The sequence below is a fragment of the Dactylosporangium sp. NPDC000521 genome (assembly GCF_042898305.1).
GTDB lineage: Bacteria > Actinomycetota > Actinomycetes > Mycobacteriales > Micromonosporaceae > Dactylosporangium.
In genome coordinates, this window is the sequence record NZ_JBIAYW010000047.1 from 1 (window position 1) to 26,453 (window position 26,453).

Below are 26,453 nucleotides of genomic sequence, written 5' to 3' on the forward strand. Positions count from 1 at the left end.
GCGGAGAAGACCGTCAAGAACTACGTCTCCAGCCTCCTGGCGAAGCTCGGCCTGGAGCGGCGCACCCAGGCGGCAGTGCTCGCCTCGCGCCTGCTGAGGCAGCCGTGACCGGCGAGCAGGGCGCCTGGCAGCCGTCGCTGCCGCTGCCGTCACTGTCGCGGGTCGACCTCGACTCGCTGCTGCAGGAGCTGCTCACCCGGGTCGGTGAGGTCATGACCAGCCGGGAGCGGCTTCGCGCGCTGCTGGACGCGGTCGTGGGCATCGGCTCCGACCTCGACCTGCACAGCACCCTGGACCGGATCGTGCGGGCCGCCTGCCGGCTCGCCGACGCGCGGTACGGCGCGCTGGGCGTGATCGGGCCGGACCGGATGCTGGTCGAGTTCATCAACCACGGCATCACCGCCGGCGAGCGCGCCGAGATCGGCGACCTGCCCCGCGGGCACGGCGTGCTGGGGCTGCTGATCGAGGAGCCGCGGCCGATCCGCCTCGAGGACATCACACAGCACCCGCGCGCGTACGGGTTCCCGCCCAACCATCCGCCGATGCACAGCTTCCTGGGCGTGCCGATCCGCATCCGTGACCAGGTGTTCGGCAACCTGTACCTGGCGGAGAAGCGCGGCGGGGAGCAGTTCACGCAGGACGACGAGGACCTTGTCTCCGCGCTGTCCGTCGCGGCCGGGGCGGCGATCGACAACGCCCGCCTCTACGCGCAGGCGGAGCGGCGGCAGCGCTGGCTCGTGGCGGCCGCGGAGATCACGTCGGTGCTGCTGGGTGAGGTACGCCGGACCGAGGCCCTCGAGCTCGTCGCGGCCCGCGCACTGGACGTCGCGGACGCGGACCTGGCGATGGTGCTGCTCGTCGACGACACGGGCGAGCGGCTCACGGTCGAGGTCGCCGTCGGCGGGCCGGACGACGCGGCCGGCTGGTCGATCCCGGTGGCGGGCAGCGAGTTCACCGAGGTGCTGCACCGGCAGCAGCTGTCGGTGGTCACCGACCTCGGGTCGGCGGCGAGCTGGCCGGTGCTGCTGTCGACGGGCACGGCGCTGCTCGTGCCGCTCGCGGTCGGCGGTGTCGCGCTCGGTGTGCTCGTCGTCGCGTACCGCAAGGACAGCGTCGCCATCGCCGAAGGGCTCGAGCTGGCGATGGTGGAGACCTTCGCCGGGCAGGCCGCGCTGGCGCTGGAGCGGGCCCGCGCGCAGGACGAGCGGGAGATGCTGGCCGTCGTCGGCGACCGGGAACGCATCGCCCGCGACCTGCACGACGTCGTCATCCAGCGGCTGTTCGCGGCCGGGATGCAGCTGCAGGGCGCCACCCGGCTGTCCGGGCAGCCCGACGTGCGGCAGCGCATCGACCGGGTCGTCACCGACCTCGACACCACCATCCGCGACATCCGCGGCGCCATCTTCGAGCTGCGCGGCCCCGCCCCGCACAGCTTCCGCACCGAGATCCGCGACCTGGCCGACGAGGCCCGCGAGGCGCTCGGCTTCCGGCCCGCGCTGCGCATCGACGGGCCCGTCGACACGGCCGTGCCGGACACGCAGCGCACCGCCCTCCTCGCCGTGCTGCGCGAGTCGCTGAGCAACGTCGCCAAGCACGCGAACGCCCGCTCGGTGCAGGTCACCGTGGCGGTCACGCACGGGCGGCTGGCCCTGACCGTCGAGGACGACGGGCGGGGCATCGCCGCGGCCACCGACGCGCCGGGGCACGGGCTGCCGAACATGCGGGCCCGGGCCGTCGACCTGGGCGGCGACTGCACGGTCGAGCCGGCCTCCCCCGGCACCAGGGTCGCCTGGCACGTGCCCATGTAACGACCTCGGCGACCCGGCCGCGGGTGTGGTCATGCGGAGACGGCCGGCCGGCGGCCCTGCACCGGCGCGACGCCTGCCCCTCCCGCGACGCCTGCCCCTCCCGCGACGCCGGCCCCTCCCGTGACGCCGACCCTTCCCGCGACGCCGACCCGGACCGCCGCGGCGGGGCTCGGTGCTCCGGTCCGGGGCTCCGGTCCGGCCAGCGGCGTCAGGTCGTCGACCGGCGACGAGACGAGGCCGGCCGCGGTCGCGGCGAGCAGGACCGCCGACATCGCCTCACCCGCGGCGACCCAGCCACCCGGCCCGGCGTCCGGCGCGGTGATCACGACGTAGGCCGCGTGGGACTCCGGGTCGTGCCCGCTCAGGCTGTACGAGCCGGGCCCAGCCGCCTCCTCGAGCAGCGCCAGCTGCTCCTCCGGCACGGGCACGCCGGCGAACGGCCGCCGGTCGCTGCGCCGGACCGCGATCGCGCGGTGCAGCGCGCCGGCCCGCGGCAGCCGCTCGATCGGGCCGGTGCAGCGCAGCTCGGCCAGCAGAGCCGGATCGGCGGGGTCCGGGAAGCGCCACACGTCGACGCCGACGCCCTCGGCGGCGAGGGCCACGCGGGCGTGGTGCAGCGCCGCTCCGCAGCTGATGAGCAGCTGCCGGCCGTCGGGGTCGGCGTCGGCCAGCCGCCGGCCCCGGTCCGCGTAGAGGGCGAGCCTGTCCCGGTCGATGCGCCACCGCCACGGCTGCGTCTCCTGCACCGACGGCGCGTTGAGCGCGGCGAACGTGGCCCGCGTCAGCGACTGGCTGACCGCGCCGGTCAGCGGCGCGGCGCCACGGGCGGTGTAGTGGATCGCCACCATGGCGCGCTCCTCGACCTGTCCGACGTCATCTGCCACCTACCACGGTCCCGGGAAGCCGCCGGAACCGGCAGGGGCGAAGGTCCTGTTCAACACGGGTCCGCCGACGGCCACCCGGGCAGCCGCTGGTGACGGTCGCGGTCGTGCCGGCAGCGACCCGGTGTCGGCAACGCTCGTGGTCAGTACACCGGACGGCTGGCCGTCGGGAGGTGATGGATCCGGGGAGCCGCGCGGCGGGGCGCGATGTCATGATCGCTGTCGGCGAGCCAGGCGGTGAAGATCCGTCGCATCGGCCGGCCGTGCAGCAGGTCGGCCCGATGGCCGCCCGCTCGCCGGCCGGCCGGCCAGGTGCCTGCGTGGACGGCGGTCCGATCGCCGGGCACGTCGTGGTGTCCCTCGATGCGGCCGTGCCGCTCCTTGTCCCGCCGGAGCGACCGCTGCCCGATCGAGAGCCGCTGACCCCTCGGGTGAGGACGCGCCTGCCGAGCCGATCGGCATGCCACTGCCGAGCTCGCGCGGATGGTCACCGGTCGCGCGGGCGGCTCCGAGTCGCCCGCCGCCGGCACAAGCGCCGGGGACACGGGCGCCGGAGGCACGAGCGTCGGAAACACGGGCGTCGGAGGAGCGGGCACCGGAGGAAGACCGGAACCCCGGTACACCGGGCACACCGGCGTCACACCGCCGACGATCATCTGGCTCAACGCCCGCACCTCGCCGATCGACAGGTCCTCGACGTAGTCGAGGCCGGCCGTCTCGGCCAGGCGTCGTGCCTGCGGGCTGACGATGCCCGGCTGCAGCCACACGGCACCGGCCCCGACCCGCACCGCCTCACGGACGATGCCAGGGGCGTCGGCGGCGGGCCGGAAGACGCTCACGATGTCGATCTGGCACGGGATGTCGGCCAGCCGGCCATAGACCTGTTCGCCGAGCAGCGGCGCGTTGCCCGGGTTGACCGGGATGATCCGCCAGCCGTGCTCCTGCAGCATGCGTGGCACCCAGTGCGCGGGCTCGAGCGGGTCGCGAGAGGCGCCGACGACCGCGATCGTCCGCGCTCCGGCCAGAAGTTGTCGCGGGGTACACACGGCACTCATCTCCAATGCATGCGGGACCTCGACCACACCGTCAAGCATTGCCCGGCCCTTCGGGGTCGCACAGGGCAGATGGTCCTGCCCGCGGGGCATCCCGCCGGATGAGGCCGGCCCGGGACCTCTGCGCCGTGGCCTCACGAAACAGGTGGATCCCGGACCGGCCGGCGTTCACCGCTCGACGCGGATGCGCTTCCAGTCGTAGTTGTAGGCCAGGTTGCCCTTGTTGTCGAAGGCGCAGAACTGCACGTAGGCGGTGCCCTTCACCAGGCCCTGCCAACCCTCGACCCGCTTGAGCTTGAACTCCTGGACCTGCCAGTACCCGTCGCAGCGCAGCGTCATGCCGGCCGGGTCCTGGGCGTACTTCCAGTTGGTGTCGTACCACGCCTTGGCGCGGGCGCTGCTGCCCTCGCCCTCCAGGTCGGTGCCGCCCTGCTTGACCGACACCCAGACGTGGCTGCCGGCGCGACCGCCCCAGCAGCGGTACTTCGCCGTCACGGTCGCCCGGTTGCTGTTGGCGACGACGGTGTCCTTGACCCAGGCGACCTGCGGCGTGCCGGAGGTGGCCGGCTTGGCCGCGGCGGGGGTCGCGAAGGCGAAGAGTGCGGCTCCGCCGAGCATGGCTGCTGCTATGTGGCGCGCGATGCGCATGACGTGCTCCTTCGTTGTGCGTGGTCAGGCCGTGTCCGGCCGGGGATGACCTTGCCGAACGAGCCCTGCCTGCGGCAATCGGCGAGCTGGCCGCTGTCCCCCGGCCGGCCGAGGCGGGTCAAGACCAACCGGATGACACAGAACTGTCGGGTTCCGGCGTGCTGACGCTTCGCCGCTGCCGCGGCCGGTGGGCGCGAACCTCGGCCTTGCGGCGCCCAGACCGCGTCGAGCCCTGCCGAGCCGAGGAGGTGGACCAGCCGCGTTCAGCCGTGGACCGTGACCGGGCGGGCCGCGGCGGGGGTGAGCGCGGCGGGCAGGGACGGCCAGTCCGCGGCGGGGCGGTGCAGCAGCGCCTCGACGTCGTCGGCGGGCAGCGGGCGGGCGAAGTGGTAGCCCTGGGCGGTGCGGTACCCGAGCAGGGTCAGCTCGGTCGCCTGGGCGGGGTCCTCGATGCCCTCCGCCACGGTGTCCATGCGCAGGATCTGGCTGAGCCGGATGGACGGCCTCCGCGACCGCCGCGCGCTGCGGGTCGCCGCTGAGCTCGGCGACGAAGCACCGGTCGAGCTTGAGGATGTCCACCGGGAGGCGGGTGAGGTACCGCAGCGACGGGTAGCCCGTGCCGAAGTCGTCGAGCGCCACCCTGACGCCGCGGGCCCGCAGCCGCTCCAGCTGCGGCACGGCGGCCTCGTCGGACGCCGGGCCGCGCGCGGCAACCGCCGGCTGAAGGCGACGCGCAGGTGCAGTCCGAGCGCGACGGTCTCCGGCGCGCAGATCGAGATGCCGGCCGCCTGCGTGTTGTACAGGTCGGCGAACCGGGACACCACGAGCCCGACGAAGAGCAGGCACGCCACTCTCGTCACCTGCAACACTCCCATCACATCGCCCCGGTCCGCAGACGTCGGCTCCCCGCTCAGGTCCGGCCGGCCGGACCTGAGCGCTTCGGCCGGCTGCCTCAGGGGCGGCGCGGGCCGGTGTCCGGCTCGGTGAGGTACCGGCGCAGGGTGTGGGCGTCGGGCGCGGTGGCGGTCGTCAGCGAAGCCGGTCCGGCGAGCGGCACGCGGACGGCGGTGGGGCCGAGCAGGTGCGGCGCGCCCGGTGCCGCGCCCGGGTGGACGTGCAGCAGCGACCCGGTCGCTTTGGCGGCGCCGAGGACCGCGGGCCCGGCCCAGCCGTCGGCGCCGGGACCGATGTCGAGCCGCTGGCGCAGCAGTGGCCGGCCGGCGTAGGTCACCGACGTGCTGACGGCGAGCTCGCCCGGTGCTTCGTCGTGCCGGCCGCAGATGAGCTCGTCGCGCCACAGCAGCGTCGCGCCCTCGCCGGCGTCGACGTTCGTGGCGGTGGTGTGGCGGCAGCCGGCGGCGGCCACGGTCTGCTCGGGCAGCCAGTGCAGCGTCCCGCCGTCGGCGACGGTCACCCGGACGCTGAGGTGCGACTCGGCGCGCGTCCGTGAGGGCAGGGCGATCGACGCGGCGACGGTGTGCAGGCACAGTCTCGCCCGCGGCCCGACTTCGATGTCCAGCCGCAGGTCGTCCCCGCCGAGCGGGCCGGCCGCGCCGCCGACCAGGTGCACGGTCGCCCAGCCGGCGTGGAGGCCCGCGGACATGTCGGTCCGCCGCAGCAGCAGCGGGGACTCGCCGCGGAGCTGCGCGAGCCGGGTGCCGCCGCGGCCGTCGGCCTCGGCGACGACCCTGGCGTGCGCCCGCATCAGCCGGTCGCGCTGTGGGCGTGATGGTGGCCGTGTTGATGGCTGTGGTGGTGGGCGACGAGGTGGCGCACCCAGTCGGCGACGGCGGTGGCGTGCGGGTCCGTCGCGATCGACAGGAAGATCGTGGGCAGCTCGCCGCGGCGGGCCCGGGCGTCGCGGTCCATCACCGACAGGTCGGCGCCGACCATCGGCGCCAGGTCGGTCTTGTTGATGACCAGCAGGTCGGCGGCGGTGACCCCGGGCCCGCCCTTGCGGGGGACCTTGTCGCCGCCGGCCACGTCGACGACGAAGATCTGCTGGTCGATGAGGCCCTTGCTGAAGGTGGCGGTGAGGTTGTCCCCGCCGCTCTCCACCAGCACCAGGTCCAGTGGCCCGAGCACGGATTCCAGCTCCTCGACGGCGTCGAGGTTGGCGGAGATGTCGTCGCGGATCGCGGTGTGCGGGCAGCAGCCGGTCTCCACGGCACGGATGCGTTCCGGTGGCAGGACCGCGTTGCGCTTGAGGAAGTCGGCGTCCTCGGTGGTGTAGATGTCGTTGGTGACCACGCCGAGGCGCAGTTCGCCGCCGAGGGCCCGGCACAGCGCGGCGACCAGGGCGGTCTTGCCCGAGCCGACGGGCCCGCCGATGCCGATGCGCAGCGCCCGCCCGCTGTCAGTGGTGACGTCGGCAAGCGGGGCGTGCGGGTCGACGTCGGGGTGCGGGTGGCTGTGCGGAACGGTCTCGTCGTGGTGGCTGTCAGGACGCAAAGAGACGCACCTCCCAGGTGGCGTGGGTTTCTGCATGGATTTCGGCGAGTGGCGCGGAGTGCGCCGGCAGGTCCGCGGGCGCCGCGCCCGCCTCGGCGGCCGCAAGAGCGGCGACCCGGTCGCACGTGGCGGCCAGCCGGGCCAGCAGCGCCTGGGCCTGATAGGGGTCGAGCCCGAGGAGTCGTACGGCGGCGCTGGCCGGGCCGGTGACGATCCCGTGCGTGGCGATCAGCGCGGTCTGCTCGGTGGTGAGCCCGGCAGCGGCCGCGGTGAGCCCGAGCGCGATCGGGTGGTGGCAGCCGTCGGGGTGGTGGGGCACCTGGGCGAACAGCGGCGACGGCCAGGTGGTCCGGCCGGCGCGCAGCAGCGCCCGCCCCTGCCGGCGGGAGGCCAGCCGCAGCGCGGGCGAGGCGGTCCGGGCGTCCAGCTCCGCGGCGAGCTGTGCCAGTGCCTCGCCCAGCGGTGCCGCCGCTGCCGCCGCGAGCCTGGTAGCCGCGGCGAAGGCCGCCGTGACCGGGCCCGCGGTGGCCAGCCGGCCGCGCAGGAACGCCTCCAGCTCGGGTATCCCGGTGACCCGTCCGGCGGCCACCGCGGCTTCGAGGCCGCTGGAGTGGGCGTGGCCGCCGGACGGGAACCGGCCGTCGGCGAGGAGGAGCAGCGTGGTGTTCATGCGGCTAGAACAGGAAGTACCGCTGGGCCATGGGCAGCTCGGTCACCGGGTCCGGGTCCACCACTTCCCCGTCGATGCGGACGGTGAACGTGTCGGGCTCGACCTCGATGCGCGGCATGGCACCGTTGTGCGGGAGGTCGGCCTTGCCCCGGGACCGCACGTCCGCGACGGGAACGAGCCGCCGCCGGACGTCCAGCTCCAGCCCCGCCTCGATGGCCGCCGGGGCCACGAACGCGACGCTTGTCGCCGCCGGCACGACGCCGTAGGCGCCGAACATCGGCCGCGGCAGGGTCGGCTGCGGGGTGGGGATCGAGGCGTTGGCGTCGCCCATCTGCGCCCACGCGATCATGCCGCCCTTCATGACCAGGTGCGGGCGGACACCGAAGAACGCCGGATCCCACAGCACCAGGTCGGCGAGCTTGCCGGCCTCCACCGAGCCGACCTCGGCCTCCAGGCCGTTGGCCATGGCCGCACAGATGGTGTACTTCGCGACGTACCGGCGGGCGCGGTGGTTGTCGGCCGCGCCGTCGCCCGGCAGCGCACCGACGCGGGCCTTCATCACGTGGGCGGTCTGCCAGGTCCGCATCACCACCTCGCCGATGCGGCCCATCGCCTGCGCGTCCGAGCCGATGATCGAGATGGCGCCGAGGTCGTGCAGCAGGTCCTCGGCGGCCATCGTCGAGGGCCGGATCCGGCTCTCGGCGAACGCCAGGTCCTCCGGGATGGACGGCGACAGGTGGTGGCACACCATGAGCATGTCGAGGTGCTCGGCGAGGGTGTTACGGGTGTACGGCCGGGTCGGGTTGGTCGAGGACGGCAGCACGTTGGGGTGGCTCGCGACGGTGATGATGTCCGGTGCGTGGCCGCCGCCGGCGCCCTCGGTGTGGTACGAGTGGATGGCCCGACCGTTGATCGCCCGCAGGGTGTCCTGGACGAACCCGGCCTCGTTGAGGGTGTCGGTGTGGATGGACACCTGGACGCCGGAGGCGTCGGCGACGCGCAGGCACGCGTCGATGACCGCCGGGGTGGTGCCCCAGTCCTCGTGCAGCTTGAACCCGCCCGCCCCGCCGCGCAGCTGCTCCCACATCGCCTCCTCGGCGACGGTGTTGCCCTTGCCCAGCAGCAGGACGTTGACCGGCCACACGTCCATCGCCTCGTGCATGCGGGCGAGGTGCCAGGCGTTGGACGTGACGGTGGTGGCCTTGCTGCTCTCGGCCGGGCCGACCCCGCCGCCGACGAGGGTGGTGACGCCGGCGGCGAGGGCCTCGGTGACGAGCTGCGGGCAGATGAGGTGCACGTGGGTGTCGACCGCGCCGGCGGTGAGGATCTTGCCGTTGCCGGCGACGATCTCGGTCGACGGCCCGATCACCAGTCCGGGGTGGACGCCGGGCATGGTGTCGGGGTTGCCGGCCTTGCCGATCGCCACGATGCGGCCGTCGCGGATGCCGACGTCGGCCTTGACGATCCCCCAGTGGTCCAGGATCACCGCGCCGGTGATGACGGTGTCGGGGGTGCCCTCGGCGCGGGTGGCCCGGGACTGGCCCATCGACTCGCGGATCACCTTGCCGCCGCCGAAGACGGCCTCGTCGCCGCCGGCGCAGTGGTCGGCCTCGACCTCGATCAGCAGGTTGGTGTCGGCGAGCCGGATCCGGTCGCCGGTGGTCGGCCCGTACAGGGCGGCGTAACGCCGCCGGTCCAAAAAGCTCACAGCGCACCGCCGCACTCGCCGCGCAGCCCCGGTACAACTCGCGCGCCGCCGAGCGGGACGAGGTCGACCTCGCGGGTGACACCGGGCTCGAAGCGGACGGCGGTGCCCGCGGGGACGGCGAGGCGCTGCCCCCAGGCGGCCGCCCGGTCGAACCGCAGACCCGGGTTGGCCTCGGCGAAGTGGTAGTGGGAGCCGACCTGGACGGGCCGGTCGGCGGTGTTGGTCACCATGAGTGTGGTGACCGGACGCCCGGCGTTGATCTCGACCTCGCCGTCGCCCGGCAGGACCTCGCCGGGGATCACGCGATCGGGTGGTGCACGGTCACCAGCTTGGTGCCGTCCGGGAACGTGGCCTCCACCTGCACCTCCTTCAGCATCTCGGGGATTCCGTCGAGCACGTCGTCGCGGGTGAGCACGTGCCGCCCGGCCTCCATGAGGTCGACGACGGTGCGGCCGTCGCGGGCGCCCTCCAGCAGGAAGGCGGTGATGACGGCGATCGCCTCGGGGTGGTTGAGTCGCAGGCCGCGGTCGCGGCGGCGCTGCGCCACGTCGGCGGCGACGTGGATGAGCAGGCGCTCCTGCTCGTGCGGGGTCAGGAACACGATGGTCTCCAGGTCATACGGACAGTGCCTGCCGGACGGCGGTGCGGGCGTCGTCGCCGCCCTGCCCGGTCGAGGTGACCCTGCCTGCTTCGAGGACGTAGTACCGCTGGGCCGCCGCGAGCGCGAAGCCGACGTGCTGCTCAACGAGCAGGACCGACATGCCGCCGCGGCCGGCGACGGCCAGGATCGTGCGTTCGATCTCCGCGACGACGGTCGGCTGGATGCCCTCGGTCGGCTCGTCGAGCAGCAGGACGCGCGGACCGGTGATGAGCGCCCGGGCGATGGCGAGCTGCTGGCGCTGCCCGCCGGAGAGCAGCCCGGCGCGGCGGCCGAGCAGGCCCGCCAGGGCGGGGAACAGGTCGAGGGCCTCGGCGACCGCCGCCCTGCCGCCGGCGCGGCCGTCCGCGACGAGCTGCAGGTTCTCGGCGGTGGTCAGGTGCGGGAAGCACTGCTGGCCCTGCGGCACGTACGCCATGCCGCGAGCGACCCGCTGGTGCGGGGCGAGCCCGGTGATGTCCTCGCCGTCCAGGCGGACCGTGCCTTGCTTCGGCTTGAGCAGCCCGATGGCGGCGCGCAGCAGGGTGCTCTTGCCGGCGCCGTTGTGGCCGAGCACCGCGGCGACCCCGCCGGCCGGCACCGCCGCGGTGACGCCGTGCAGGACGGTGCTGCGCCCGTACCCGACGTGGACGTCGTCGAACTGGAGCATCAGGCCTCCTGGACGGCGGGTTCGGGGGCGTGGCCCAGGTAGACCTCCTGGACCTTCGGGTCGGCCTGCACCTGCGCGACCGTGCCTTCCGACAGCACCTTGCCGACGTGCATGACGGTCACGGTGCGGGCGTACCGGCGAAGGAAGTCCATGTCGTGCTCGATCACCACGACCGTCCGGTCCTGGGCGACCACGCCCAGCAGCTCACCGGTGGCGTCCCGCTCGTCCTGGCTCATCCCGGCGACCGGCTCGTCGAGCAGCAGCAGCTGGACGTCCTGGACCAGCAGCATGCCGATCTCCAGCCACTGCTTCTGCCCGTGCGCGAGGGTGCCGGCGAGCCGGTCACGCTGCGCGGTGAGCCCGATCGTCTCCAGGGCCCGCGCCACCGCCTCCGGCACGCCACGGCGGCGGCGCAGCAGGGTGAGCGGGCCGCGGCCGGCGCCGGCGGCGATGTCCAGGTTCTGCAGGACGGTCAGCTCCTCGAACACCGTCGCGGTCTGGAAGGTGCGCCCGACGCCGAGCCGGGCGATGCGGTGCACCGGCCGGCCGAGGAGTTCCTGTTCGCCGAAGCACACGGACCCGGTCGCCTTCACGAGGCCAGTGACGGCGTCGACGAGGGTCGTCTTGCCCGCGCCGTTGGGTCCGATGAGGAACCGGATGTCCCCGGGGCGCACGTCGAGGCTGACGCCGTCGACGGCGGGAAACCCGTCGAAGACCACCCGCAGGTCCCGGATCCGCAGTCCGGCGAGCGCTGCTGTACTCATGCCGCCACCTCCTTGGGCGCAGTGGATTCCGCGGTACGGCGGCGGGCGCGGGCCATCCGGACCAGCGACGCCAGCCCGCCCGGCAGGAACGCGACGACCAGCACGAACAGCAGCCCCTGCAGGTACGTCCAGGCGGCCGGGAACTGCTCCGACAGGGTGGTCTTCGCCCATGCCACGGCGACCGCGCCGAGCACCGGCCCGAGCAGCGTCGCCCGGCCGCCGACGGCGACGCCGATGACGAACTCGATCGACGGCACGATGCCGATCAGCGCCGGGTTGATGATGCCGACCGCCGGCACGAACAGGGCCCCGGCCAGGCCGGCCATGCCCGCGGCGGTGACGAAGGCGACGAGCTTGACGTTGGCCGGGTCGTAGCCGAGGAAGCGGACCCGCTCCTCGGCGTCGCGCACCGCGACCAGCAGCTCGCCGTACCGGCTGTGCATGAGCTGGCGGACCGCCACCAGCAGCAGCAACAGCACGCCGGCGATGATGATGTACACCATCCGCTGGTTGACCGGGTCGTCCAGGTCGTAGCCGAAGAAGCCCTGGAAGTCGGTGAGCCCGTTGGTGCCGCCGGTGGTGCCCTGCTGGCCGATGAGGAAGATCGCCAGCGCGGCCGCGAGCGCCTGGGACAGGATCGCGAAGTAGGCGCCGCGCACCCGGCGGCGGAAGACGAGCGAGCCGAGCAGGAACGCCACCGCCATCGGCAGGAGCACGGCGGCGGGTATGGCGACGTACGGGCTGGCGAACGGGCGCCACCACCACGGCAGCTCGTCCAGCTGCCCGTACAGCTCCATGAAGTCCGGCATGTTGCCCGGGCCGGCGTCGGCGAGCTTGAGATGCATCGCCATCGCGTAGCCGCCGAGCCCGAAGAACACCCCCTGGCCGAGGGTGAGCAGCCCGCCGCGCCCCCAGGCCAGGCCGATGCCGATCGCGACCATCGCCAGGCACAGGTACTTGGCCAGCAGGCCGAGGCGGAAGTCGGAGAGTGCGAACGGGGCGACGGCGAACAGCAGCACCGCGCCGGCGGCGAACCCGGCGCCCGCCCGTACGGACGCGGCCCTTGCGAGAAGGCGGTTCACGTCAGGCTCCGGGTGCGTAGGGTGAACAGCCCCTGGGGCCGCCACTGCAGGAACGCCACGATGGCGATGAAGACGCCGACCTTCGCCACGCTCACCGTGGTCGAGTACTCCACTGTGGACTGCAGGACGCCGAGCACGAAGGCGACGATCACGGTGCCCTTGAGCTGGGCGATCCCGCCGACCACCACGACGAGGAACGCGTCGATGATGATGTTGGTGCCCATGGTCGGGCCGATCGGGCCGAGCAGGGTGAGCGCCACCCCGGCGACCCCGGCGAGGCCGGAGCCGATGAAGAAGGTCAGCCGGTCGACCCGGCCGGTCGGGATGCCGGAGACCGCGGCGAGGTCACGGTTCTGCACCACCGCACGGATCCGCCGGCCCAGCGAGGTGTACCGCAGGGCGAGCGTCAGCGCCGCCACGGCGAGCAGCGCGAGGGCGAGGATGAAGAGCCGGTTGTTCGCCAGGACCAGGTCACCGGCGACCTTGACGTTGCCGGTGAGCCAGTCGGGGGCGCGGGTCTGCACGTTCGGGGCGCCGAAGATGTCCCTGGCCGCCTGCTGCAGGATCAGCGAGACGCCCCAGGTGACCAGCAGCGTGTCGAGCGGGCGGGCGTAGAGCCGGCGGATGAGCAGGGTCTCCAGCACCACACCCATCGCCCCCGCGATGAGGAACGCGACCGGCAGCGCCACGAGCAGCGAGAGGCCGGCGACGGTGATGACCTGCTGCAGCACGAACACGGTGTACGCGCCGGTCATGATGAACTCGCCGTGGGCCATGTTGATGACGTTCATCTGGCCGAAGGTGAGGGCCAGGCCGAGCGCGATGAGCAGCAGTACAGCACCGATGCTGACGCCGGTGAACAGTTGACTGACGATGACCATCGGAAACGTCCGTTCGGGAGCGGGCGGGGTGGCGCAGGACAGGCCGTCCTGCGCCACCGGGCCGAGCGGTCAGGACAGGCCGGTCGCCCAGGGGTAGCCCTTGAGGTACGGGTCGGGCTTGACCGGCTGTCCGGAGTTCCACACCTCGGTGATCAGGCCGTCGGCGCCGACCTTGCCGATCCGGGCCGTCTTGTAGATGTGCTGGGTGGCGCCGTCGACGGTGACCTTGCCTTCCGGGGCGTCGAACGTGATGCCGTCGGAGGCGGCCTTGACCTTCTCCACGTCGAAGGTGCCGGCCTTCTCGACCATGGCCTTCCACAGGTAGACCGAGGTGTACGCGGCCTCCATCGGGTCGGACGTCGGCTTGTCCGCCCCGTACTTGGCCTTGTACGCCTTGACGAACTTGTCGTTCGCCGCGCCCGTCGTGGTCTGGTAGTAGTTCCAGGCGGTGAGCTGGCCGTCGAGGTACTGCGTGCCGATGCTCTTGACCTCCTCCTCGGCGATCGACACCGACACGACCGGCATCGACGCGGCGGTCAGGCCGGCCGACTTGTACTCCTTGAAGAAGGCGACGTTGCTGTCGCCGTTGAGCGTGTTGAACACCGCCGACGCCTTGGACGCCTTGACCTTGTTGACGATCGTGCCGAACTCGGTGGAGCCGAGCGGCGCGTAGTCCTCGCCGAGCACGGTCATCCCGTTGGCCGCGGCGTACGCCTTGATGATCTTGTTGGCGGTGCGCGGGAACACGTAATCGCTGCCGACCAGGTAGATCGAGGTCTTGCCCTGCGACTTGAGGTAGTCCAGGCCGGGCACGATCTGCTGGTTGGTGGTGGCGCCGGTGTAGAAGATGTACGGCGACTGCTCGAGCCCCTCGTACTGCACCGGGTAGAACAGCAGCGCCTTGTTCTTCTCGAAGACCGGCTTGACCGCCTTGCGGCTGGCCGAGGTCCAGCAGCCGAACACGGCGGCGACCTTGTCCTGCTTGATGAGCTTCTCGGCCTTCTCGGCGAAGGTGGGCCAGTCCGACGCGCCGTCCTCGCTGACCGGCTGGATCTTCTTGCCGAGCACGCCCCCGGCGGCGTTGATCTCCTCGACGGCGAGCTTCAGCGAGTCGCGGACCGTGACCTCACTGATGGCCATCGTGCCGGACAGCGAGTTGAGCAGGCCCACCTTGACGGTGTCACCCGAGGTGTCGGCGGCCGCGCCGGGGCCGGCCGCGCTCTCGCCGGTCTTGCTGCCACATGCGGCGAGCGTCAATGCTGCTGCGAGCATCGCTGCACACGCCGCGACGCGGCGTCCGCGGAACCTGGACATGGAACCTCCTTGCTCCCCACAGGAGCACGAAATTCGGCATTCGGTGTTGGCGCACGCAATCGTCGTGCCTGAACATTCGGTGGCCGCGGCTCGTGACCGAGCGGCGCTACGCGTCCAGGTGCTGGTGTGCGGTCAGCGTCATCGATATTGATTTCTGTGACGTTTCCCAGCCCTTAATTCACCGTTTCTGCATGTTGCGTCACGCGGCTCGGGGAGGTGAAAAAAAATAGCCGGCCAACAGGCCGGCAGAATGCGACACGACGAAAGCCCCCACCGCGGCGGACGGTCCCGCGGGTGAGGGCGATCCAGCATCTCCGGAGGGTCCGCGACGTGCGGAAGTCCCGGAGATGCTTCACACAGGAAGCATCTTCGATGCCCGCCGATCGCGCTGTCAAGAGCCGTCCTACAGCTGGGTCACCACGTCGAACTCGAGCCCCCGCGCCTCGGCGAGGTATATACGCTGGCGCATGTGCCGGCGACGCATCCGCAGCAACCCGCGCGGCCCTTCGTAAGAAACCGACCCGGCACTGGCGTCGATGGCCCGGACATCGAGTGACTGGGCCCGTTCGATCAGCGCCGCGAGCAGCAGAACCCCCTCGTAACAGGATTCGCCGAGGCTGCCCAGCGGCGGGGCGTCGACCCCGAACCGGCGCGCGTACTGCCCGTGGAAGTCCAGGTTCTCGGCGGTCACCAGCGACGCGAAGAACCCCGCGGTGCTGAACAACCCGCGGGTCGCCGACGCGCCGCTGCCCAGCAGCATGTTCTCGTCCATCAGGGTGCTCAGCCGCACGCACCGCTGGTCCAGCCCGTGCCGGGCGAACGCCCGGTTGAACCGCACCGCGTCGTTGCCGACCAGCAGCATCAGGACCGCGTCGGCCTCGGCGTGCTCGACGCGGCGCAGCACCCCGGCGAAGTCGTGCGTGCCCAGCGGCACGTACACCTCGCCGCAGATGCGCGCTCCGCACTGTGCCGCGTACCGCCGCGCCGCCCGCGCGGTGCGCCTCGGCCAGACGTAGTCGTTGCCGACGACGAACCAGCGCCGCAGCCCGCGCTCCCGGGCGAGGGTCCGCATCGCCGGGTACAGCTGCTGGTCGGGCGTCTCGCTGGTCAGGAACACCCCGTCGGTGCGTTCACCGCCCTCGTACAGCGCCGTGTAGACGTACGGCACCCGGCCCGCGATCCGCGGCGCCACCGCCTGACGCACCGAGGAGATGTGCCACCCGGTGACGCCGTGCACCGCCCCGACCGCCACCAGCGCCTCGACCTCCGCGGCCACCCGCTCCGGCGCGGCACCACCGTCGACCGGCACCAGGCGCAGCTCGCGCCCCAGCACGCCCCCGCCCCGGTTGACCTCCTCGACGGCCAGCTCGGCACACAGCTCACAGGACGGCCCGAAGATCCCGGCCGGCCCCCGCATCGGCACGACCAGCGCCACATCCAGCGTCTCGCCGCTCACACGCAGCAGCTCGGGATGCCCACGCGGCAACGGATCCGGCAGCCCGGGTGTCACATGCGTCCCTTCTGAGTTCCAGCGGACGGGCGGACGCCAGCACTCAGCTGCATCGTACGACCGGGATCGGCCGCGCAGTGGAAACGGCCGCTTGGCCGGATGGTGCGGTGGGGTGACGGAACACGCCGGATCAGCCGGTACTTCCAGCGTTCAAGAGGCACGCGTGCTTCGGATGGCGGCCAGCACCGCCAGGCCCGCGGCGAGCGCGATCAACGGTCCCGCGATGAAGGCCACCGACGACCAGTCGTCGATATCACCGGCCTCATCACCGGCCTCGCGCGGATCGATACGCGCGGCCGGGTCGACCAGCACGTCGACCTGGTCGCCGATCTGCCAGTACGGGCCGGTCGCGATCAGGCGGCCGGGGATGGGTCGGCCGTCCGGGTCGACGAGCTGGTAGCGCCATTCGTGCCACGTGCTCGACCTGCGGCGCACGGTGACGTCGGTGATCGACGCGACCACCGCTGCCGTCGGGCGGCCTCGCGCGGAGAGCACCGCCATCGGAACGAGCGTGAACAGCGCGGTCGACGCCAGGAAGGCGACGACCACCGTGGCGACGACCAACATCCGAGCGGTCCAGCGCCGGCACAAGATGATGATGGTGAGCACGACGATGGGGATCGTCCCGACCAGAAACGCGATCTCAGTACGCTCGGCGGTCAAACCGACGACGCCGGCGAGCGCGGCGATGCCGAACATGAGAACCAGCGGTCCCATCAGCAGGCTGACGCGAGCCACGACGACCCGGCGGCCCTGCGCCACGCCCATGAGCATCAGCGTAGGTCATCACCGTCTGCCTGTGACGATCCCGGCGCGACGGGCGAGCAGCGTGTACCGTCACAGGCGGAGCGCCGGGAAGTCTGGTCGGCAACGTCATAACCATGCCGACCGACAGGACACCGGATGAGCCTCACCGAGTCGACGTACCTGCTGGTGGTGGGTCTGGTCGTGGTCGTCATCGGGTTGGCGCTCGCCACCAGCTTCAAGGGCATCGTGGACAAACACGTCGACCTGTCGATGCGTTGGGTCGCGCCGGTGAGCCCGCTGCGCCGCCGCACGCCGGCCGATCGGCTCGCCCGCCGTCGCGCCGACATGGTCTGGGTCGAACGGGCCCTCGGCGTCGCTCTGGCGCTGTTCGGGCTTGCCGCCGCGATCAACGGTTTGTTGCAATGAGTCCCCCGGCGCTTGCTCTGTCTATAGGAGTGGCTTGACAGTCCTCCCCGACCTAAGGGCGGGGATTCCCTGGGTCACCCCAGGGGGTTCCTGCTTCACCGGCGACTGCCCCGTCCGAGAGGACTCTCGTTGAGGTCTTACACCGCCTCCACAGGCGATCACGGAGAGCCCCTCCGCGAGGATGTTGCGGGCCGCGTTCACGTCGCGGTCATGGACGGTGCCGCACCGGCAGGTCCACGACCGTATGTGCAGCGGCATCCGCTCAGCGAGCGCACCACAGGTCGAGCACAGTTTGGACGACGGGAACCAGCGGTCCACCACGACCAGGGTGCGGCCGTGCCAGTCGGCCTTGTATTCGAGCATGGTGCGGAACTTCCGCCAGGCCGCGTCGCAGACGGCGCGGGCGAGGTGGTGGTTTTTGACCATGTTGCGGACGGTCAGGTCCTCGATCACGATCGTTTGGTTTTCACGAACGAGCCGAGTGCTCAGTTTGTGCAGGTGGTCGCGGCGCCGGTCGGTGATCCGGGCGTGGACGCGGGCGACCTTCAGCCGTGCCTTCGCCCGGTTCGCGGAGCCCTTCTCTTTCCTGGCGAGGTTGCGTTGGGCGCGGGCGAGCGCGGCCCGGTCCCGGCGCTCATGCCTGGGGTTGGCGACCTTCTCACCGGTGGACAGGCAGAGCAGGCTGTCCAGTCCGGCGTCGACACCGACCGCGCCCGTTGCCGGGACCGGCTCGACCCGGTCCTGGCAGAGCAGCGACACGAACCAGCGGCCCGCGCTGTCCTGGGACACGGTCACCGTGGACGGCGAGGCTCCTTCGGGCAGCGGCCGGGACCACACGATGTCCAGGGGCTCAGTCATCTTCGCCAGGGTGAGCCGGCCGTCGCGGTACCGGAACGCGCTGGTCGTGTACTCCGCCGAGCGGCGCGACCGCTTCCTGGACTTGAACGTCGGATACCTGGCACGCTTGGCCCAGAAGTTCGTGAACGCCACCTGCAGGTGGCGCAGTGCCTGCTGCAACGGCACGCAGGAGACCTCGTTGAGGAACGCCAGTTCCCCGGTCTTCTTCCACGCGGTCAGCATCGCGCTGGTGGCGTGGTAGTTGACCCGTTCCCGGCGCAGTGTCCACGCCTCGGTCCGGGCCTGCAACGCCAGGTTGTAGACCAGCCGGACACACCCGAACGTCCGAGCAAGCTCGGCGGCCTGCCCGGGAGTCGGGTAGAAGCGGTACTTGAACGCCCGCTTCACCGCCCTGGACACGGCCCACACGATAACGGCCTGGATGGTGAACCTCGCGGTGACACCCGGGCAAACGCCCATCCGCCTTGGCGGCGGATCGGCTTTCCCTGCCCTGCTCCGCAGGAGTTCCGTTTCCTCCCCAGCATGAAGGCCGGAGTATCCACGGAAGGAATCCAATGACGAACTCGCGCACGCCTCAGCCACAGGACCTGATCGGGCTGCTGACGCGGGCCGAGCGGCTGCTGGGCCGGCGCCTGGCCACGGTGCTCGGCGCCGAGGGCTGCACGCCGGAGGCATGGCGGGTCATCACGCTGCTCGCCGACGGCGCCGGCCACCACATGACCGAGATCGCCGAGCACGCGTTCCTCCCGCCGGCCACGCTCACCAAGCTCCTCGACCACCTCGTCGAGGAGAATCTGGTGTACCGGCGGATCGACGAGATCGACCGGCGCCGCATCCGCGCCCACCTCACGCCCCGCGGCCGGCGGCTGCACCAGCGGGTCAGCCGGCGGGTCGAGGCCAGCATGGCGGCGCTGCCCGCGGCCGCCGGCGAGCACGACCTGCTGGAAGAGTTGCTGACCCGGCTCGTCGACTCCCTGGAGGACCGTTCGGCCGTAGCGGCGCGTCCTGACTGAATCCGAGGTTCAGGCGACCAGCAGGCGGAGGCCGAGCTCCGCGGCGTCGAGGTCGGCGAGGCCGGCGTTGCGTTCGGCCCACCGGCCCGAGGTCAGGTCGTCGTGGAGGCTGCTGACGGCCCGCCGCTCGGCGTGCTGCCCCACCCTGGTCCAGACCGACACCGCGCGGCGCACGTGCTCGTCGAGGTACGCCTCGGGCCGGCGCCAGTAGGCCTCGAAGAAGCCGTCGGCGCAGTCCCACGGGATCGGCACCGGCTCCGCGCGGCCCCCGATCGCGCCGGTCAGGTCGGCCACGGAAGGCCAGCCGACGAGCAGCTCCGCGAACTCCGGCAGGTAGTCGCGGATGAGCCAGAACCGTTGCCGCCAGGCGGTGCCGTCCGCGTCGTACGTCAGCACCACCACGCGACGGGCGACGCGCCGCATCTCCCGCAGCCCGGCGACCGGGTCAGGCCAGTGGTGCACGGTGCTGACCGCCATCGCGGCGTCGAAGGACTGGTCCTCGAACGGCAGGCGCCCGGCGACGGCGGCCACGCACGGCGCCGCGCCCGCGGGACGCTGCGCCCGCATGACCGCCGACGGCTCCACCGCCGTGACGTCGCGGTCCGGCGGCTCGTAGGAGCCGGTGCCGGCCCCGACGTTCAGGACCGTCCGCGCGTCGCCGAGCGCGTCCCAGATGCGGGCGGCGATGCGCGGCTCGGTCCGCCGTGTCGCCGGGTACGCGGACCCGATGGCGTCGTACAGCCGAGCACCGAACGCCCGCAGCTGCTCCTCCGGCGGTGTGCTGATCCCCATTGCCCTGGCCTCCAGTTCCTTGTCGATGGCCACCACCATGGCGGCGGCGCGGTCGCGCTGGTCCAGCAGCAGGCCGCGAAGCCGGCGCAGGTGCGCGACCGCGTCGGTGGCCGGGTCGTCGACCAGATCCGCGATCTCGCGCAGGCCGAAGCCGAGCCGCCGGTACGCCAGCACCTCCCGCAGCCGGACGACATCGCCCGCCGAGTAGGCCCGGTGCCCGGCCGCGGTCCGTGAGGACGGCCGCACGAGGCCGATCTCGTCGTAGTGGTGCAGCGTCCGGACGGTCACTCCGGCCAGCTCAGCCACCCGCCCGACGCTCAACTGCGCTTCCACGGCACCGACTATCCGCCATGACGCCACGTGAGGAGCAAGCTGCCCCATCCACGTCTTTACAACGATGTATACAACGTTGTAGAAGTGACGCATGAGACCGCCACCTCGCGTGCGCACGCTCGCTCCCCTGGTCGCCGCCGCGCTGGCCGCCGCCTCCCCGGTGACGCTGCCGCGCCCCGCGGCCGCCGCGCCCCCGGCCACCACCTACACCAACCCGGTGTCCGCACCCGCCGCCGACACCTTCGCCGACCCGTCCGTCGTGCGGGGCAGCGACGGCGCCTGGTACGCGTTCGGCACCAGCGACCCGCTGCGCGCCGGCGAGACCACCCCGCATCTGCTGCCGATCCTGCGCTCCACCGATCTGGTCAACTGGTCCTTCGCCGGGGACGCGCTCACCACCCGGCCCGCGTGGGCGGCCCCGGCCGCCGGCATCTGGGCGCCGGACGTGCGCCGCGTCGGGGACCGGTACCTGCTGTACTACACCGTCACCGACACCACCCTGAACCCCGGCGACGACTCCGCCATCGGCGTGGCGACCGCGCCGACGCCGCTCGGGCCGTGGACCGACAGCGGCCGCCCCGTCGTCGCACCCCGCGCCGCGCCCGGCGGCGGCTTCCTCTGGACGTTCGACCCCGCGCTGCTCAGCGACGCGCAGGGCCGGCTGTGGCTGTACTACGGCTCGTACTTCGGCGGGATCTTCACCGCGCCGCTCAGCGCCGACGGCATGACCGTCACCGGCGCCGCCACCCGGGTCACCATCGACAACCGTTACGAGGGCGCCTACGTCGTCCACCGCGACGGCTGGTACTACCTGTTCGGCTCGGCCGCGAACTGCTGCGCCGGGCCGACGACCGGCTACAGCGTCTTCGCCGGCCGCTCCCGCACCCCCACCGGCCCGTTCATCGACCGTGACGGCCTGTCGCTGCTGGACTCGCGGGCCGGCGGCACCCCGGTCGTCCAGCCCAACGGCAACCGGTGGATCGGCACCGGCCACAACGCGGTCGTCACCGACCTCGCCGGGCAGGACTGGCTGCTGTACCACGCGATCGACCGCGACGCGCCGTACCTCAACGAGCCGTACGGCATCAACCGGCGCCCGATGCTCATCGACCGCCTCGAGTGGCGCGACGGCTGGCCCACCGCGACCGCCTCCGACGGCCGGCGCCCCGCCCCCGTCACCGGTCGCCACCAGCGCCCCGGTCCGGCTCCGGCGGCGTCGGTACCGCGGATCGGCCCGCTGGACCGCGCCGCCTCCGACGAGTTCGACGGCGGTGCCGTCGGCGGCGGCTGGACCTGGGTCCGGCAGGACGACGCGGCGACGGTCACCGGCGGCGCGCTGCGCTGGCCGACCGAACCCGCCGACCTCACCGGCGACGCGAACACCGCCGGGGTGCTGCTGCGCACTCCGCCGAGCGGCGACTACGTCGTCGAGACGAAGCTGACCATCGACCTCGGCGTCGACACCGTGCGCAACTACCAGCAGGCCGGCCTGGTCGCCTACGCCGGCGACGACGACTTCGCCCGGCTGAGCCACGTCGCCATCTGGAACACCCGCCAGATCGAGTTCGGCCGGGAGCTGACGTTCGCGGGCCGCCTCTCCTACGGCGGCATGGTCGAGGGCCCGCCCGCGGCGACGACCTGGCTGCGGCTGGCGCACACCACCGTGCGCGGCGAGCACCACTTCCGGGCCGGCTGGAGCCGCGACGGCGTGCACTGGGCGTGGGGCGGCACCTGGACCTTCCCACCAGGGCCGGCGCCCCGTGTCGGCCTGGTGTCGCACGGCGGCGACGATCCGCAGGCGACCGCCCTGTTCGACTATTTCCGCGTGTACCGCGTCCGCTGACGTCTGTTGCTGCCGGGGTCCGCCCCGGCAGCACCGAATTGGTCCTGCAGACGAGCCGGTATTCGGCCCTTCGGCACGGGCCGATCCGCTCGTACGGTCGGTGCATGACGACGCTGACCGTTCCCCGGCCGCGGCTGCTGAGCCGATCGCTGCTGCTGGTGTCCGCCGTTGACGTGCTGGGCCTGGCCGCCTTCTACGCGCTGCTGCCGGTCGTGCCGGCGGCCGTCGCCGCGGCCGGTGCCGACGGGGCCGCCGCCGGGCTGACCACCGGCGTGCTCATGGCGTCGACCGTCGCCGCGGAGCTGGCGCTGCCACGGGTGGTGGCCCGGTTCGGGTACCGCGCCGTGCTCGCCGCCGGACTGCTGCTGCTCGGCCTGCCCGCCCTGGGCCTCACCGTCACGACCGCCTTCGGCGCGGTCCTCGCCGTGTGCGCGCTGCGCGGCATCGGCGTGGCGACGATCTTCGTGGCGTGCGGCGCCTGGTCCGCGCAGCTGCTCCCGCCGGGCCGGCGCGGTGAGGGACTCGGCCTGGTCGGGGTCGTCTCCGGGGTGCCGGCCGTGGTCGGGATGCCGGCCGGGCTGTGGCTCGCCGCGCATGCGGGCTTTCCCGCCGTGTACGCCACCGGCGCGGTCCTCGCCCTCGCCGGCCTGCTCGCGCTGCCACTGCTACCGGGCACGGACGGGGCGACCCGCGGCCCGCTCTCGCCGCCCGCCGCTGGTGACCACACCGGGGCCGCCCTGCTCACTCCGCTCGACGCAGACGCCCGCGCCGCGCACGGGATGGCACACGCACTGCGCTCACTGCCGGGCACGGACGGGGCGACCCACCGCCCGCTCTCGCCGCCCGACGCCGACGACCGCGCCGCGGACGGGATGACACGCGCGCTGCGTGAGCCGGTCCTGACCCGCCCGGCCATCGTCTTCGGCGGCGCCGCCACGCTCGCGGGCATCGTCGCGACGTTCCTGCCCGCGGCGCTGCCGCACGCCGGTGCCGGTGTCGTCGCGACGGCACTGCTGCTGCAGGCGCTCACCGCCACCGTCACCCGCTGGTGGGCCGGCCGGGCCGGCGACCGGCACGGCCCGCGGCGGCTCCTCGCACCGTCGATGCTGCTCGCCGCCGGCGGCTTCGCCGGGCTGGCCGTCGCCGCGCACCCGGTGGCCGTGCTGGCCGCGGCCGTCGTCTTCGGGGCGGGGTTCGGCGCCCTGCAGACCGCGAGCCTGTCGGTGATGCTGGACGCGGCACCGCCCGCGCGGTACGGCACCGTCACCGCCCTGTGGAGCGTCGCGTACGACGCGGGACTCGGCGCCGGCGCGGCCGGCTTCGGCCTCCTGGCGACCGCGACCGGCTACCGGACCGGACTCGCCGCCACGGCCGTGCTCGCCGCCACGACGCTCCTCGCCCTGCGCCGCCGAACGGTCAGCCTCGGACGGTGAGCTCGGTGACGGTGCGGGACCGCGTGTCGTAGCTGCGCGCCGCGACGAACCATCCACGGACCGGCCCGACGTCGCCAAGCACCTCCAGCGCGGCCTCCCGTTGCGGCGGCGGCACGTGCAGCGCCAGGCTCATGTGCGGCACCCAGTACCCCGGCCCGTGCCACGGCTCCGCAGCGGCGAGGGCCGACCCAGCATCCCGCGTGGATCGCCCGCAGCTCCTCCGTGGGCGTCACCTCAGGCGCCTCCGGCACAGCAGGTCGAGTGTTACCGGTCATGCGTACCTTGCTTGCTTTACCAACCGGAAGGTAAAGTTCCGCGTCTGCCACCGAGCGGATCCGTGCCTACGCGCAGGCCTCACTGACCGGACCCCACGACCGGGCGGAGTTCGCGATCTACTTCGACGCGATGTACCGCGACGCGCTCACCGACGCCTGGGTGCGGCGGCTGCGGCCCTGGCTGACCCTGCCCGACGAGCTGCCCCCGGCCACCCGTGCCCGGCTCACCGCGGTCCGGCTGGCGGCCGACGGCTACTGGATCGCCGCCGCCACCGGCGTGTTCACCCCGTCCGAGACGGACCGGGTGCTGTTGGCCGCCCTCATCGACGAACTCCTGGAAGACGAGACCGGCTGATGCACAAGTGGCTGCTGCTCACCGCGGCGATTCTCCTGGAAGTCACCGGCACGCTGTCGCTGCGCGCGGCCCTCGACCATCCCGGCTGGTACGTGCTCGTCGCATGCGGCTACATCGGCGCCTTCGTCGCCCTGAGCTACCTGCTGCGGCTCGGCGTCGGGGTCGGCGTCGCCTACGGCATCTGGGCCGCCGCCGGCGTCGCCCTGACCGCCGTCCTCGCCGCCGTCATCTTCGGCGACCCGTTGACCGGCGTCATGGCCCTCGGTATCGCCCTGGTCATCGGCGGCGTGCTCTGCGTCGAGATCGGATCCCAGGCCGCCCACGCCGAGCGGGCCACCCGCGCACAGGAAGGGCACATCTGATGGCCGGGCTCGCGCTCATCGGCGCCATCCTGTCCGAGACGGCCGGCACCCTGGCGCTGCGCATGGCCTCGCAGCCGTCCGGCTCCAAGAAGTGGTTCATCGGTGTCGGCGCCGGCTACCTCGCCGCCTTCGCCCTGCTCACGGTCGCCCTCAACGGCGGGATCGCCGTCGGCGTCGCCTACGGCATCTGGGCCGCCGCAGGCGTCGCCCTGACCGCCGTCCTCTCCCGCATCCTGTTCGGCGAGCCCCTCACCAAGGTCATGGTGCTCGGCATCGTCATGATCATCGGCGGGGTGATCGCCGTCGAACTCGGCGCTCAACACTGACGGCGCGGCCGGCAGCTACGGTGCCGGCGCAAGGGTCCGGTCTGCATCGATCGAGGTGGTGTGGACCGACAGAACCCGCGGCGCCCCGATGTTGGTTCGGCTCAATGGCGGTGACCTTCTGTAACGCTCGACTCGCGGCATTAGCGGATACCTGCGTCGGCCGGTCCAGCAGGACCGTGGCGACCTGTCCGCCGGCGGGCGAGTTGGGACTGCGGCGGTGTTATCGGCGACCAAGCCGGAGACCGCGGCGCGCGGAGGAGTGTGTCGGCGTCCGGTACGCCGATCATGGCCGGCCGGTGCCAGCGGTCTGGGCCATCTGGTCGGTGAAGTCGGCCAGGACGAGCGCCTGCGGCGAAGTCGGCTCCCGCCGGATGGTGAACAGGCGGCCCTGCCGGTCCTGCGTGACGTTGATCCGCAGGTCCTGCCGTAGCCCTGCCGTGGCCGCCTCCAGCACGCCTCGGCCGGGGCGCCGGCGTTGAGGTGGTGCAGCACGCCGACACGGCCTTGCGGGGTGGTCGCGATCGTCGCCAGAGAGACGAAGATCCCGGCCCGGAGCTGTTCCAGGTGTGGCGTCTGGTCCAGCAGGGCACGTCGGTACGTCTACAGCAGCGGCGGCGGGGTGCCTTTCGCGGCGGCCTGCTTCATCTTGGTCTTGGTCAGTGCCCGCTCGATCTGCCGGGCCACGTCCGCGAATGCCGCGTCCCACCCGTCCGCGGCCGGGCGGCGGAAGCTCCAGGACAGCTCCACGCCCGGGAACGTCGCGGCGGCGAAGGCGGAGTCGGCTGCGGACGGCTGCCACTCGCTGTACACCTGGGTTACGTCGGCGGGTGTCGCCCCGGTCTCCTGGCGCACCGTGTTCCAAGCCTGCTGGAGGGCGTCGTCGTCGCGGGTGCGGGCACGTCCGGTGGCGACGCGTCCCTGCGGGTGCAGCCGGAAGGCGACCATGTTGACCTGAGGATCGGCGTTCACAGGCGGCAAGGTACACGATCGCGGCCCGGGCGAGGAGTTGGGCACGGACCGCGGCCCGGCGCGGGCCTGGCGGCGCGAGCCTGGCCACCGAGTCGGTCGCCTCGGCCGCGGCGTCGACCCGGGCCAGTGCGGCTGCGTCGTTTTTGGGGCGACGGCCAGGCCGACGCCGCCGACTACGGGTACACCGTCGAGCACAAGGGCGGCGTGCTGGACGTCCGCAACGACCTTGTTTCGCGCACGCACCGGCGCCCGCTGCGACGCCCCAAGTGAGCAGGGATGCCACGCGTTCAGTCTGAACGCCGAGAACTTCACGTGGCTCGTCGTCGACGGGCCCGGCACTCCTGCGCCAGGTTAGGTGGCACTGCCACAGCAACCGTCGACGGGCGACGGGCGACGACCGTGCACCCGTTCACGGTGGAGGCGATAGACGGCGACCGGCTCACCCCGGCACCGACGACACTCCTCGTCCTCAACGTGTACCCAACCGGGTCCGACCCATCGATGGCCGCACCGTTGTATCGAGCGTCAGGGTTGATGGCCAAGGGGGAAGCGGAACCTGTCAAGTCAAGTGAGACAGTTTCTTGATTTTGTTTAGCTTTGTGCTGGTGGAGGGCTGGTCGCTGCCGTGGCGGTGATCTGTTCGAG

The 26,453-nt window shown here is 72.6% G+C and carries 31 protein-coding genes and 2 pseudogenes; 10 read left to right on the forward strand and 23 right to left on the reverse strand.

Annotation, left to right across the window (positions count from 1 at the left end):
- Together ACFY3L_RS53865 and ACFY3L_RS53870 are read left to right on the forward strand one after the other, a co-directional pair.
- Positions 1-108, forward strand: a 108-nt coding sequence (locus tag ACFY3L_RS53865) for a LuxR C-terminal-related transcriptional regulator (protein WP_389343647.1), incomplete at its 5' end; no start/stop codon positions are given.
- A 35-nt stretch (positions 109-143) separates the two neighbouring features.
- A complete protein-coding gene (locus ACFY3L_RS53870; protein WP_389343650.1) occupies positions 144-1,808 on the forward strand; it encodes a GAF domain-containing protein in 1,665 nt (554 codons plus the stop codon).
- 29 nt (positions 1,809-1,837) lie between these two features.
- Here the strand turns inward: ACFY3L_RS53870 and ACFY3L_RS53875 are convergent, their stop codons facing one another.
- The 18 genes and pseudogenes from ACFY3L_RS53875 to ACFY3L_RS53960 form a co-directional block, all read right to left on the reverse strand.
- Positions 1,838-2,692 carry a hypothetical protein gene (locus ACFY3L_RS53875; RefSeq protein ID WP_389343566.1) on the reverse strand — a complete coding sequence of 285 codons (855 nt, stop codon included), beginning with the start codon at positions 2,690-2,692 and terminating at the stop codon, positions 1,838-1,840.
- Between the two features lie 644 nt (positions 2,693-3,336).
- Positions 3,337-3,735 (reverse strand): annotated as a pseudogene (locus ACFY3L_RS53880) (CoA-binding protein); the annotation flags it as partial.
- Between the two features lie 174 nt (positions 3,736-3,909).
- Positions 3,910-4,389 carry a hypothetical protein gene (locus tag ACFY3L_RS53885; RefSeq protein ID WP_389343569.1) on the reverse strand — a complete coding sequence of 160 codons (480 nt, stop codon included), beginning with the start codon at positions 4,387-4,389 and terminating at the stop codon, positions 3,910-3,912.
- A 263-nt stretch (positions 4,390-4,652) separates the two neighbouring features.
- Positions 4,653-4,862 (reverse strand): hypothetical protein, encoded by a 210-nt coding sequence (locus ACFY3L_RS53890; RefSeq protein ID WP_389343656.1) that lies wholly within the window; start codon positions 4,860-4,862, stop codon positions 4,653-4,655.
- An 85-nt stretch (positions 4,863-4,947) separates the two neighbouring features.
- A pseudogene (locus tag ACFY3L_RS53895) lies at positions 4,948-5,235 on the reverse strand (EAL domain-containing protein); the annotation flags it as partial.
- A 106-nt stretch (positions 5,236-5,341) separates the two neighbouring features.
- Positions 5,342-6,094: an urease accessory protein UreD gene (locus tag ACFY3L_RS53900; protein ID WP_389343572.1), complete on the reverse strand. Its 753-nt coding sequence runs from the start codon at positions 6,092-6,094 to the stop codon at positions 5,342-5,344.
- Positions 6,094-6,840: an urease accessory protein UreG gene (ureG, locus tag ACFY3L_RS53905; RefSeq protein WP_389343575.1), complete on the reverse strand. Its 747-nt coding sequence runs from the start codon at positions 6,838-6,840 to the stop codon at positions 6,094-6,096. The genes ACFY3L_RS53900 and ureG overlap by 1 nt, the downstream gene beginning before the upstream one ends.
- Positions 6,830-7,510, reverse strand: coding sequence for an urease accessory protein UreF (locus tag ACFY3L_RS53910; RefSeq protein WP_389343578.1), 681 nt, complete (start codon positions 7,508-7,510; stop codon positions 6,830-6,832). The genes ureG and ACFY3L_RS53910 overlap by 11 nt, the downstream gene beginning before the upstream one ends.
- A gap of 4 nt (positions 7,511-7,514) precedes the next feature.
- Positions 7,515-9,218 carry an urease subunit alpha gene (locus ACFY3L_RS53915; RefSeq protein ID WP_389343581.1) on the reverse strand — a complete coding sequence of 568 codons (1,704 nt, stop codon included), beginning with the start codon at positions 9,216-9,218 and terminating at the stop codon, positions 7,515-7,517.
- Positions 9,215-9,520 carry an urease subunit beta gene (locus tag ACFY3L_RS53920; protein WP_389343584.1) on the reverse strand — a complete coding sequence of 102 codons (306 nt, stop codon included), beginning with the start codon at positions 9,518-9,520 and terminating at the stop codon, positions 9,215-9,217. Before ACFY3L_RS53920 ends, ACFY3L_RS53915 begins: the two co-directional genes overlap by 4 nt.
- Entirely contained in the window at positions 9,517-9,819 is a 303-nt protein-coding gene (locus ACFY3L_RS53925; RefSeq protein WP_389343587.1) for an urease subunit gamma, read from the reverse strand. The genes ACFY3L_RS53920 and ACFY3L_RS53925 overlap by 4 nt, the downstream gene beginning before the upstream one ends.
- Before the next feature lie 13 nt (positions 9,820-9,832).
- Positions 9,833-10,525, reverse strand: coding sequence for an urea ABC transporter ATP-binding subunit UrtE (urtE, locus tag ACFY3L_RS53930; protein WP_389343590.1), 693 nt, complete (start codon positions 10,523-10,525; stop codon positions 9,833-9,835).
- Positions 10,525-11,289 (reverse strand): urea ABC transporter ATP-binding protein UrtD, encoded by a 765-nt coding sequence (gene urtD / locus ACFY3L_RS53935; RefSeq protein ID WP_389343593.1) that lies wholly within the window; start codon positions 11,287-11,289, stop codon positions 10,525-10,527. Before urtD ends, urtE begins: the two co-directional genes overlap by 1 nt.
- On the reverse strand, positions 11,286-12,371 hold the full coding sequence (gene urtC, locus ACFY3L_RS53940) for an urea ABC transporter permease subunit UrtC (RefSeq protein ID WP_389343596.1): 1,086 nt from the start codon (positions 12,369-12,371) through the stop codon (positions 11,286-11,288). The genes urtD and urtC overlap by 4 nt, the downstream gene beginning before the upstream one ends.
- Positions 12,368-13,252 (reverse strand): urea ABC transporter permease subunit UrtB, encoded by an 885-nt coding sequence (gene urtB, locus ACFY3L_RS53945; RefSeq protein ID WP_389343599.1) that lies wholly within the window; start codon positions 13,250-13,252, stop codon positions 12,368-12,370. The genes urtC and urtB overlap by 4 nt, the downstream gene beginning before the upstream one ends.
- 69 nt (positions 13,253-13,321) lie before the next feature.
- On the reverse strand, positions 13,322-14,566 hold the full coding sequence (gene urtA / locus ACFY3L_RS53950; protein ID WP_389343602.1) for an urea ABC transporter substrate-binding protein: 1,245 nt from the start codon (positions 14,564-14,566) through the stop codon (positions 13,322-13,324).
- Between the two features lie 403 nt (positions 14,567-14,969).
- Positions 14,970-16,022, reverse strand: a complete 1,053-nt coding sequence (locus ACFY3L_RS53955; RefSeq protein ID WP_389343605.1) for a substrate-binding domain-containing protein — start codon at positions 16,020-16,022, stop codon at positions 14,970-14,972.
- Between the two features lie 204 nt (positions 16,023-16,226).
- Positions 16,227-16,844: a hypothetical protein gene (locus ACFY3L_RS53960; protein WP_389343608.1), complete on the reverse strand. Its 618-nt coding sequence runs from the start codon at positions 16,842-16,844 to the stop codon at positions 16,227-16,229.
- A 135-nt stretch (positions 16,845-16,979) separates the two neighbouring features.
- On the opposite strand from ACFY3L_RS53960, the gene ACFY3L_RS53965 reads away from it, so the two are divergent.
- Positions 16,980-17,249: a hypothetical protein gene (locus tag ACFY3L_RS53965; protein ID WP_389343611.1), complete on the forward strand. Its 270-nt coding sequence runs from the start codon at positions 16,980-16,982 to the stop codon at positions 17,247-17,249.
- 21 nt (positions 17,250-17,270) lie between these two features.
- Here the strand turns inward: ACFY3L_RS53965 and ACFY3L_RS53970 are convergent, their stop codons facing one another.
- Positions 17,271-18,506 (reverse strand): RNA-guided endonuclease InsQ/TnpB family protein, encoded by a 1,236-nt coding sequence (locus ACFY3L_RS53970; protein ID WP_389343614.1) that lies wholly within the window; start codon positions 18,504-18,506, stop codon positions 17,271-17,273.
- 155 nt (positions 18,507-18,661) lie between these two features.
- Here ACFY3L_RS53970 and ACFY3L_RS53975 point away from each other — a divergent pair, with 155 nt between their 5' ends.
- Positions 18,662-19,120 (forward strand): MarR family winged helix-turn-helix transcriptional regulator, encoded by a 459-nt coding sequence (locus ACFY3L_RS53975; protein WP_389343617.1) that lies wholly within the window; start codon positions 18,662-18,664, stop codon positions 19,118-19,120.
- A 9-nt stretch (positions 19,121-19,129) separates the two neighbouring features.
- On the opposite strand, the gene ACFY3L_RS53980 is transcribed toward ACFY3L_RS53975, so the two are convergent.
- Positions 19,130-20,245 (reverse strand): MerR family transcriptional regulator, encoded by a 1,116-nt coding sequence (locus tag ACFY3L_RS53980; RefSeq protein ID WP_389343620.1) that lies wholly within the window; start codon positions 20,243-20,245, stop codon positions 19,130-19,132.
- Between the two features lie 91 nt (positions 20,246-20,336).
- On the opposite strand from ACFY3L_RS53980, the gene ACFY3L_RS53985 reads away from it, so the two are divergent.
- On the forward strand, positions 20,337-22,088 hold the full coding sequence (locus ACFY3L_RS53985) for a family 43 glycosylhydrolase (protein ID WP_389343623.1): 1,752 nt from the start codon (positions 20,337-20,339) through the stop codon (positions 22,086-22,088).
- A 104-nt stretch (positions 22,089-22,192) separates the two neighbouring features.
- Complete coding sequence (locus tag ACFY3L_RS53990) at positions 22,193-23,521, forward strand: MFS transporter (RefSeq protein WP_389343626.1); 1,329 nt, start codon at positions 22,193-22,195, stop codon at positions 23,519-23,521.
- Here ACFY3L_RS53990 and ACFY3L_RS53995 read toward each other — a convergent pair.
- Positions 23,505-23,654 (reverse strand): hypothetical protein, encoded by a 150-nt coding sequence (locus tag ACFY3L_RS53995; RefSeq protein ID WP_389343629.1) that lies wholly within the window; start codon positions 23,652-23,654, stop codon positions 23,505-23,507. The two genes, ACFY3L_RS53990 and ACFY3L_RS53995, sit on opposite strands and share 17 nt — an antisense overlap.
- A gap of 200 nt (positions 23,655-23,854) precedes the next feature.
- On the opposite strand from ACFY3L_RS53995, the gene ACFY3L_RS54000 reads away from it, so the two are divergent.
- The 3 genes from ACFY3L_RS54000 to ACFY3L_RS54010 are packed head-to-tail and all read left to right on the forward strand — an operon-like array spanning position 23,855 to position 24,839.
- Positions 23,855-24,151, forward strand: a complete 297-nt coding sequence (locus ACFY3L_RS54000) for a hypothetical protein (protein ID WP_389343653.1) — start codon at positions 23,855-23,857, stop codon at positions 24,149-24,151.
- Positions 24,151-24,513, forward strand: coding sequence for a DMT family transporter (locus tag ACFY3L_RS54005; protein ID WP_389343632.1), 363 nt, complete (start codon positions 24,151-24,153; stop codon positions 24,511-24,513). The genes ACFY3L_RS54000 and ACFY3L_RS54005 overlap by 1 nt, the downstream gene beginning before the upstream one ends.
- A complete protein-coding gene (locus tag ACFY3L_RS54010; protein ID WP_389343635.1) occupies positions 24,513-24,839 on the forward strand; it encodes a DMT family transporter in 327 nt (108 codons plus the stop codon). The genes ACFY3L_RS54005 and ACFY3L_RS54010 overlap by 1 nt, the downstream gene beginning before the upstream one ends.
- Before the next feature lie 283 nt (positions 24,840-25,122).
- On the opposite strand, the gene ACFY3L_RS54015 is transcribed toward ACFY3L_RS54010, so the two are convergent.
- Together ACFY3L_RS54015 and ACFY3L_RS54020 are read right to left on the reverse strand one after the other, a co-directional pair.
- Positions 25,123-25,293, reverse strand: coding sequence for a hypothetical protein (locus tag ACFY3L_RS54015; protein WP_389343638.1), 171 nt, complete (start codon positions 25,291-25,293; stop codon positions 25,123-25,125).
- Between the two features lie 146 nt (positions 25,294-25,439).
- Positions 25,440-25,808, reverse strand: a complete 369-nt coding sequence (locus tag ACFY3L_RS54020; protein ID WP_389343641.1) for a hypothetical protein — start codon at positions 25,806-25,808, stop codon at positions 25,440-25,442.
- A gap of 126 nt (positions 25,809-25,934) precedes the next feature.
- On the opposite strand from ACFY3L_RS54020, the gene ACFY3L_RS54025 reads away from it, so the two are divergent.
- Positions 25,935-26,078, forward strand: a complete 144-nt coding sequence (locus ACFY3L_RS54025; RefSeq protein ID WP_389343644.1) for a hypothetical protein — start codon at positions 25,935-25,937, stop codon at positions 26,076-26,078.
- The last annotated feature ends 375 nt before the right edge of the window (positions 26,079-26,453 follow it).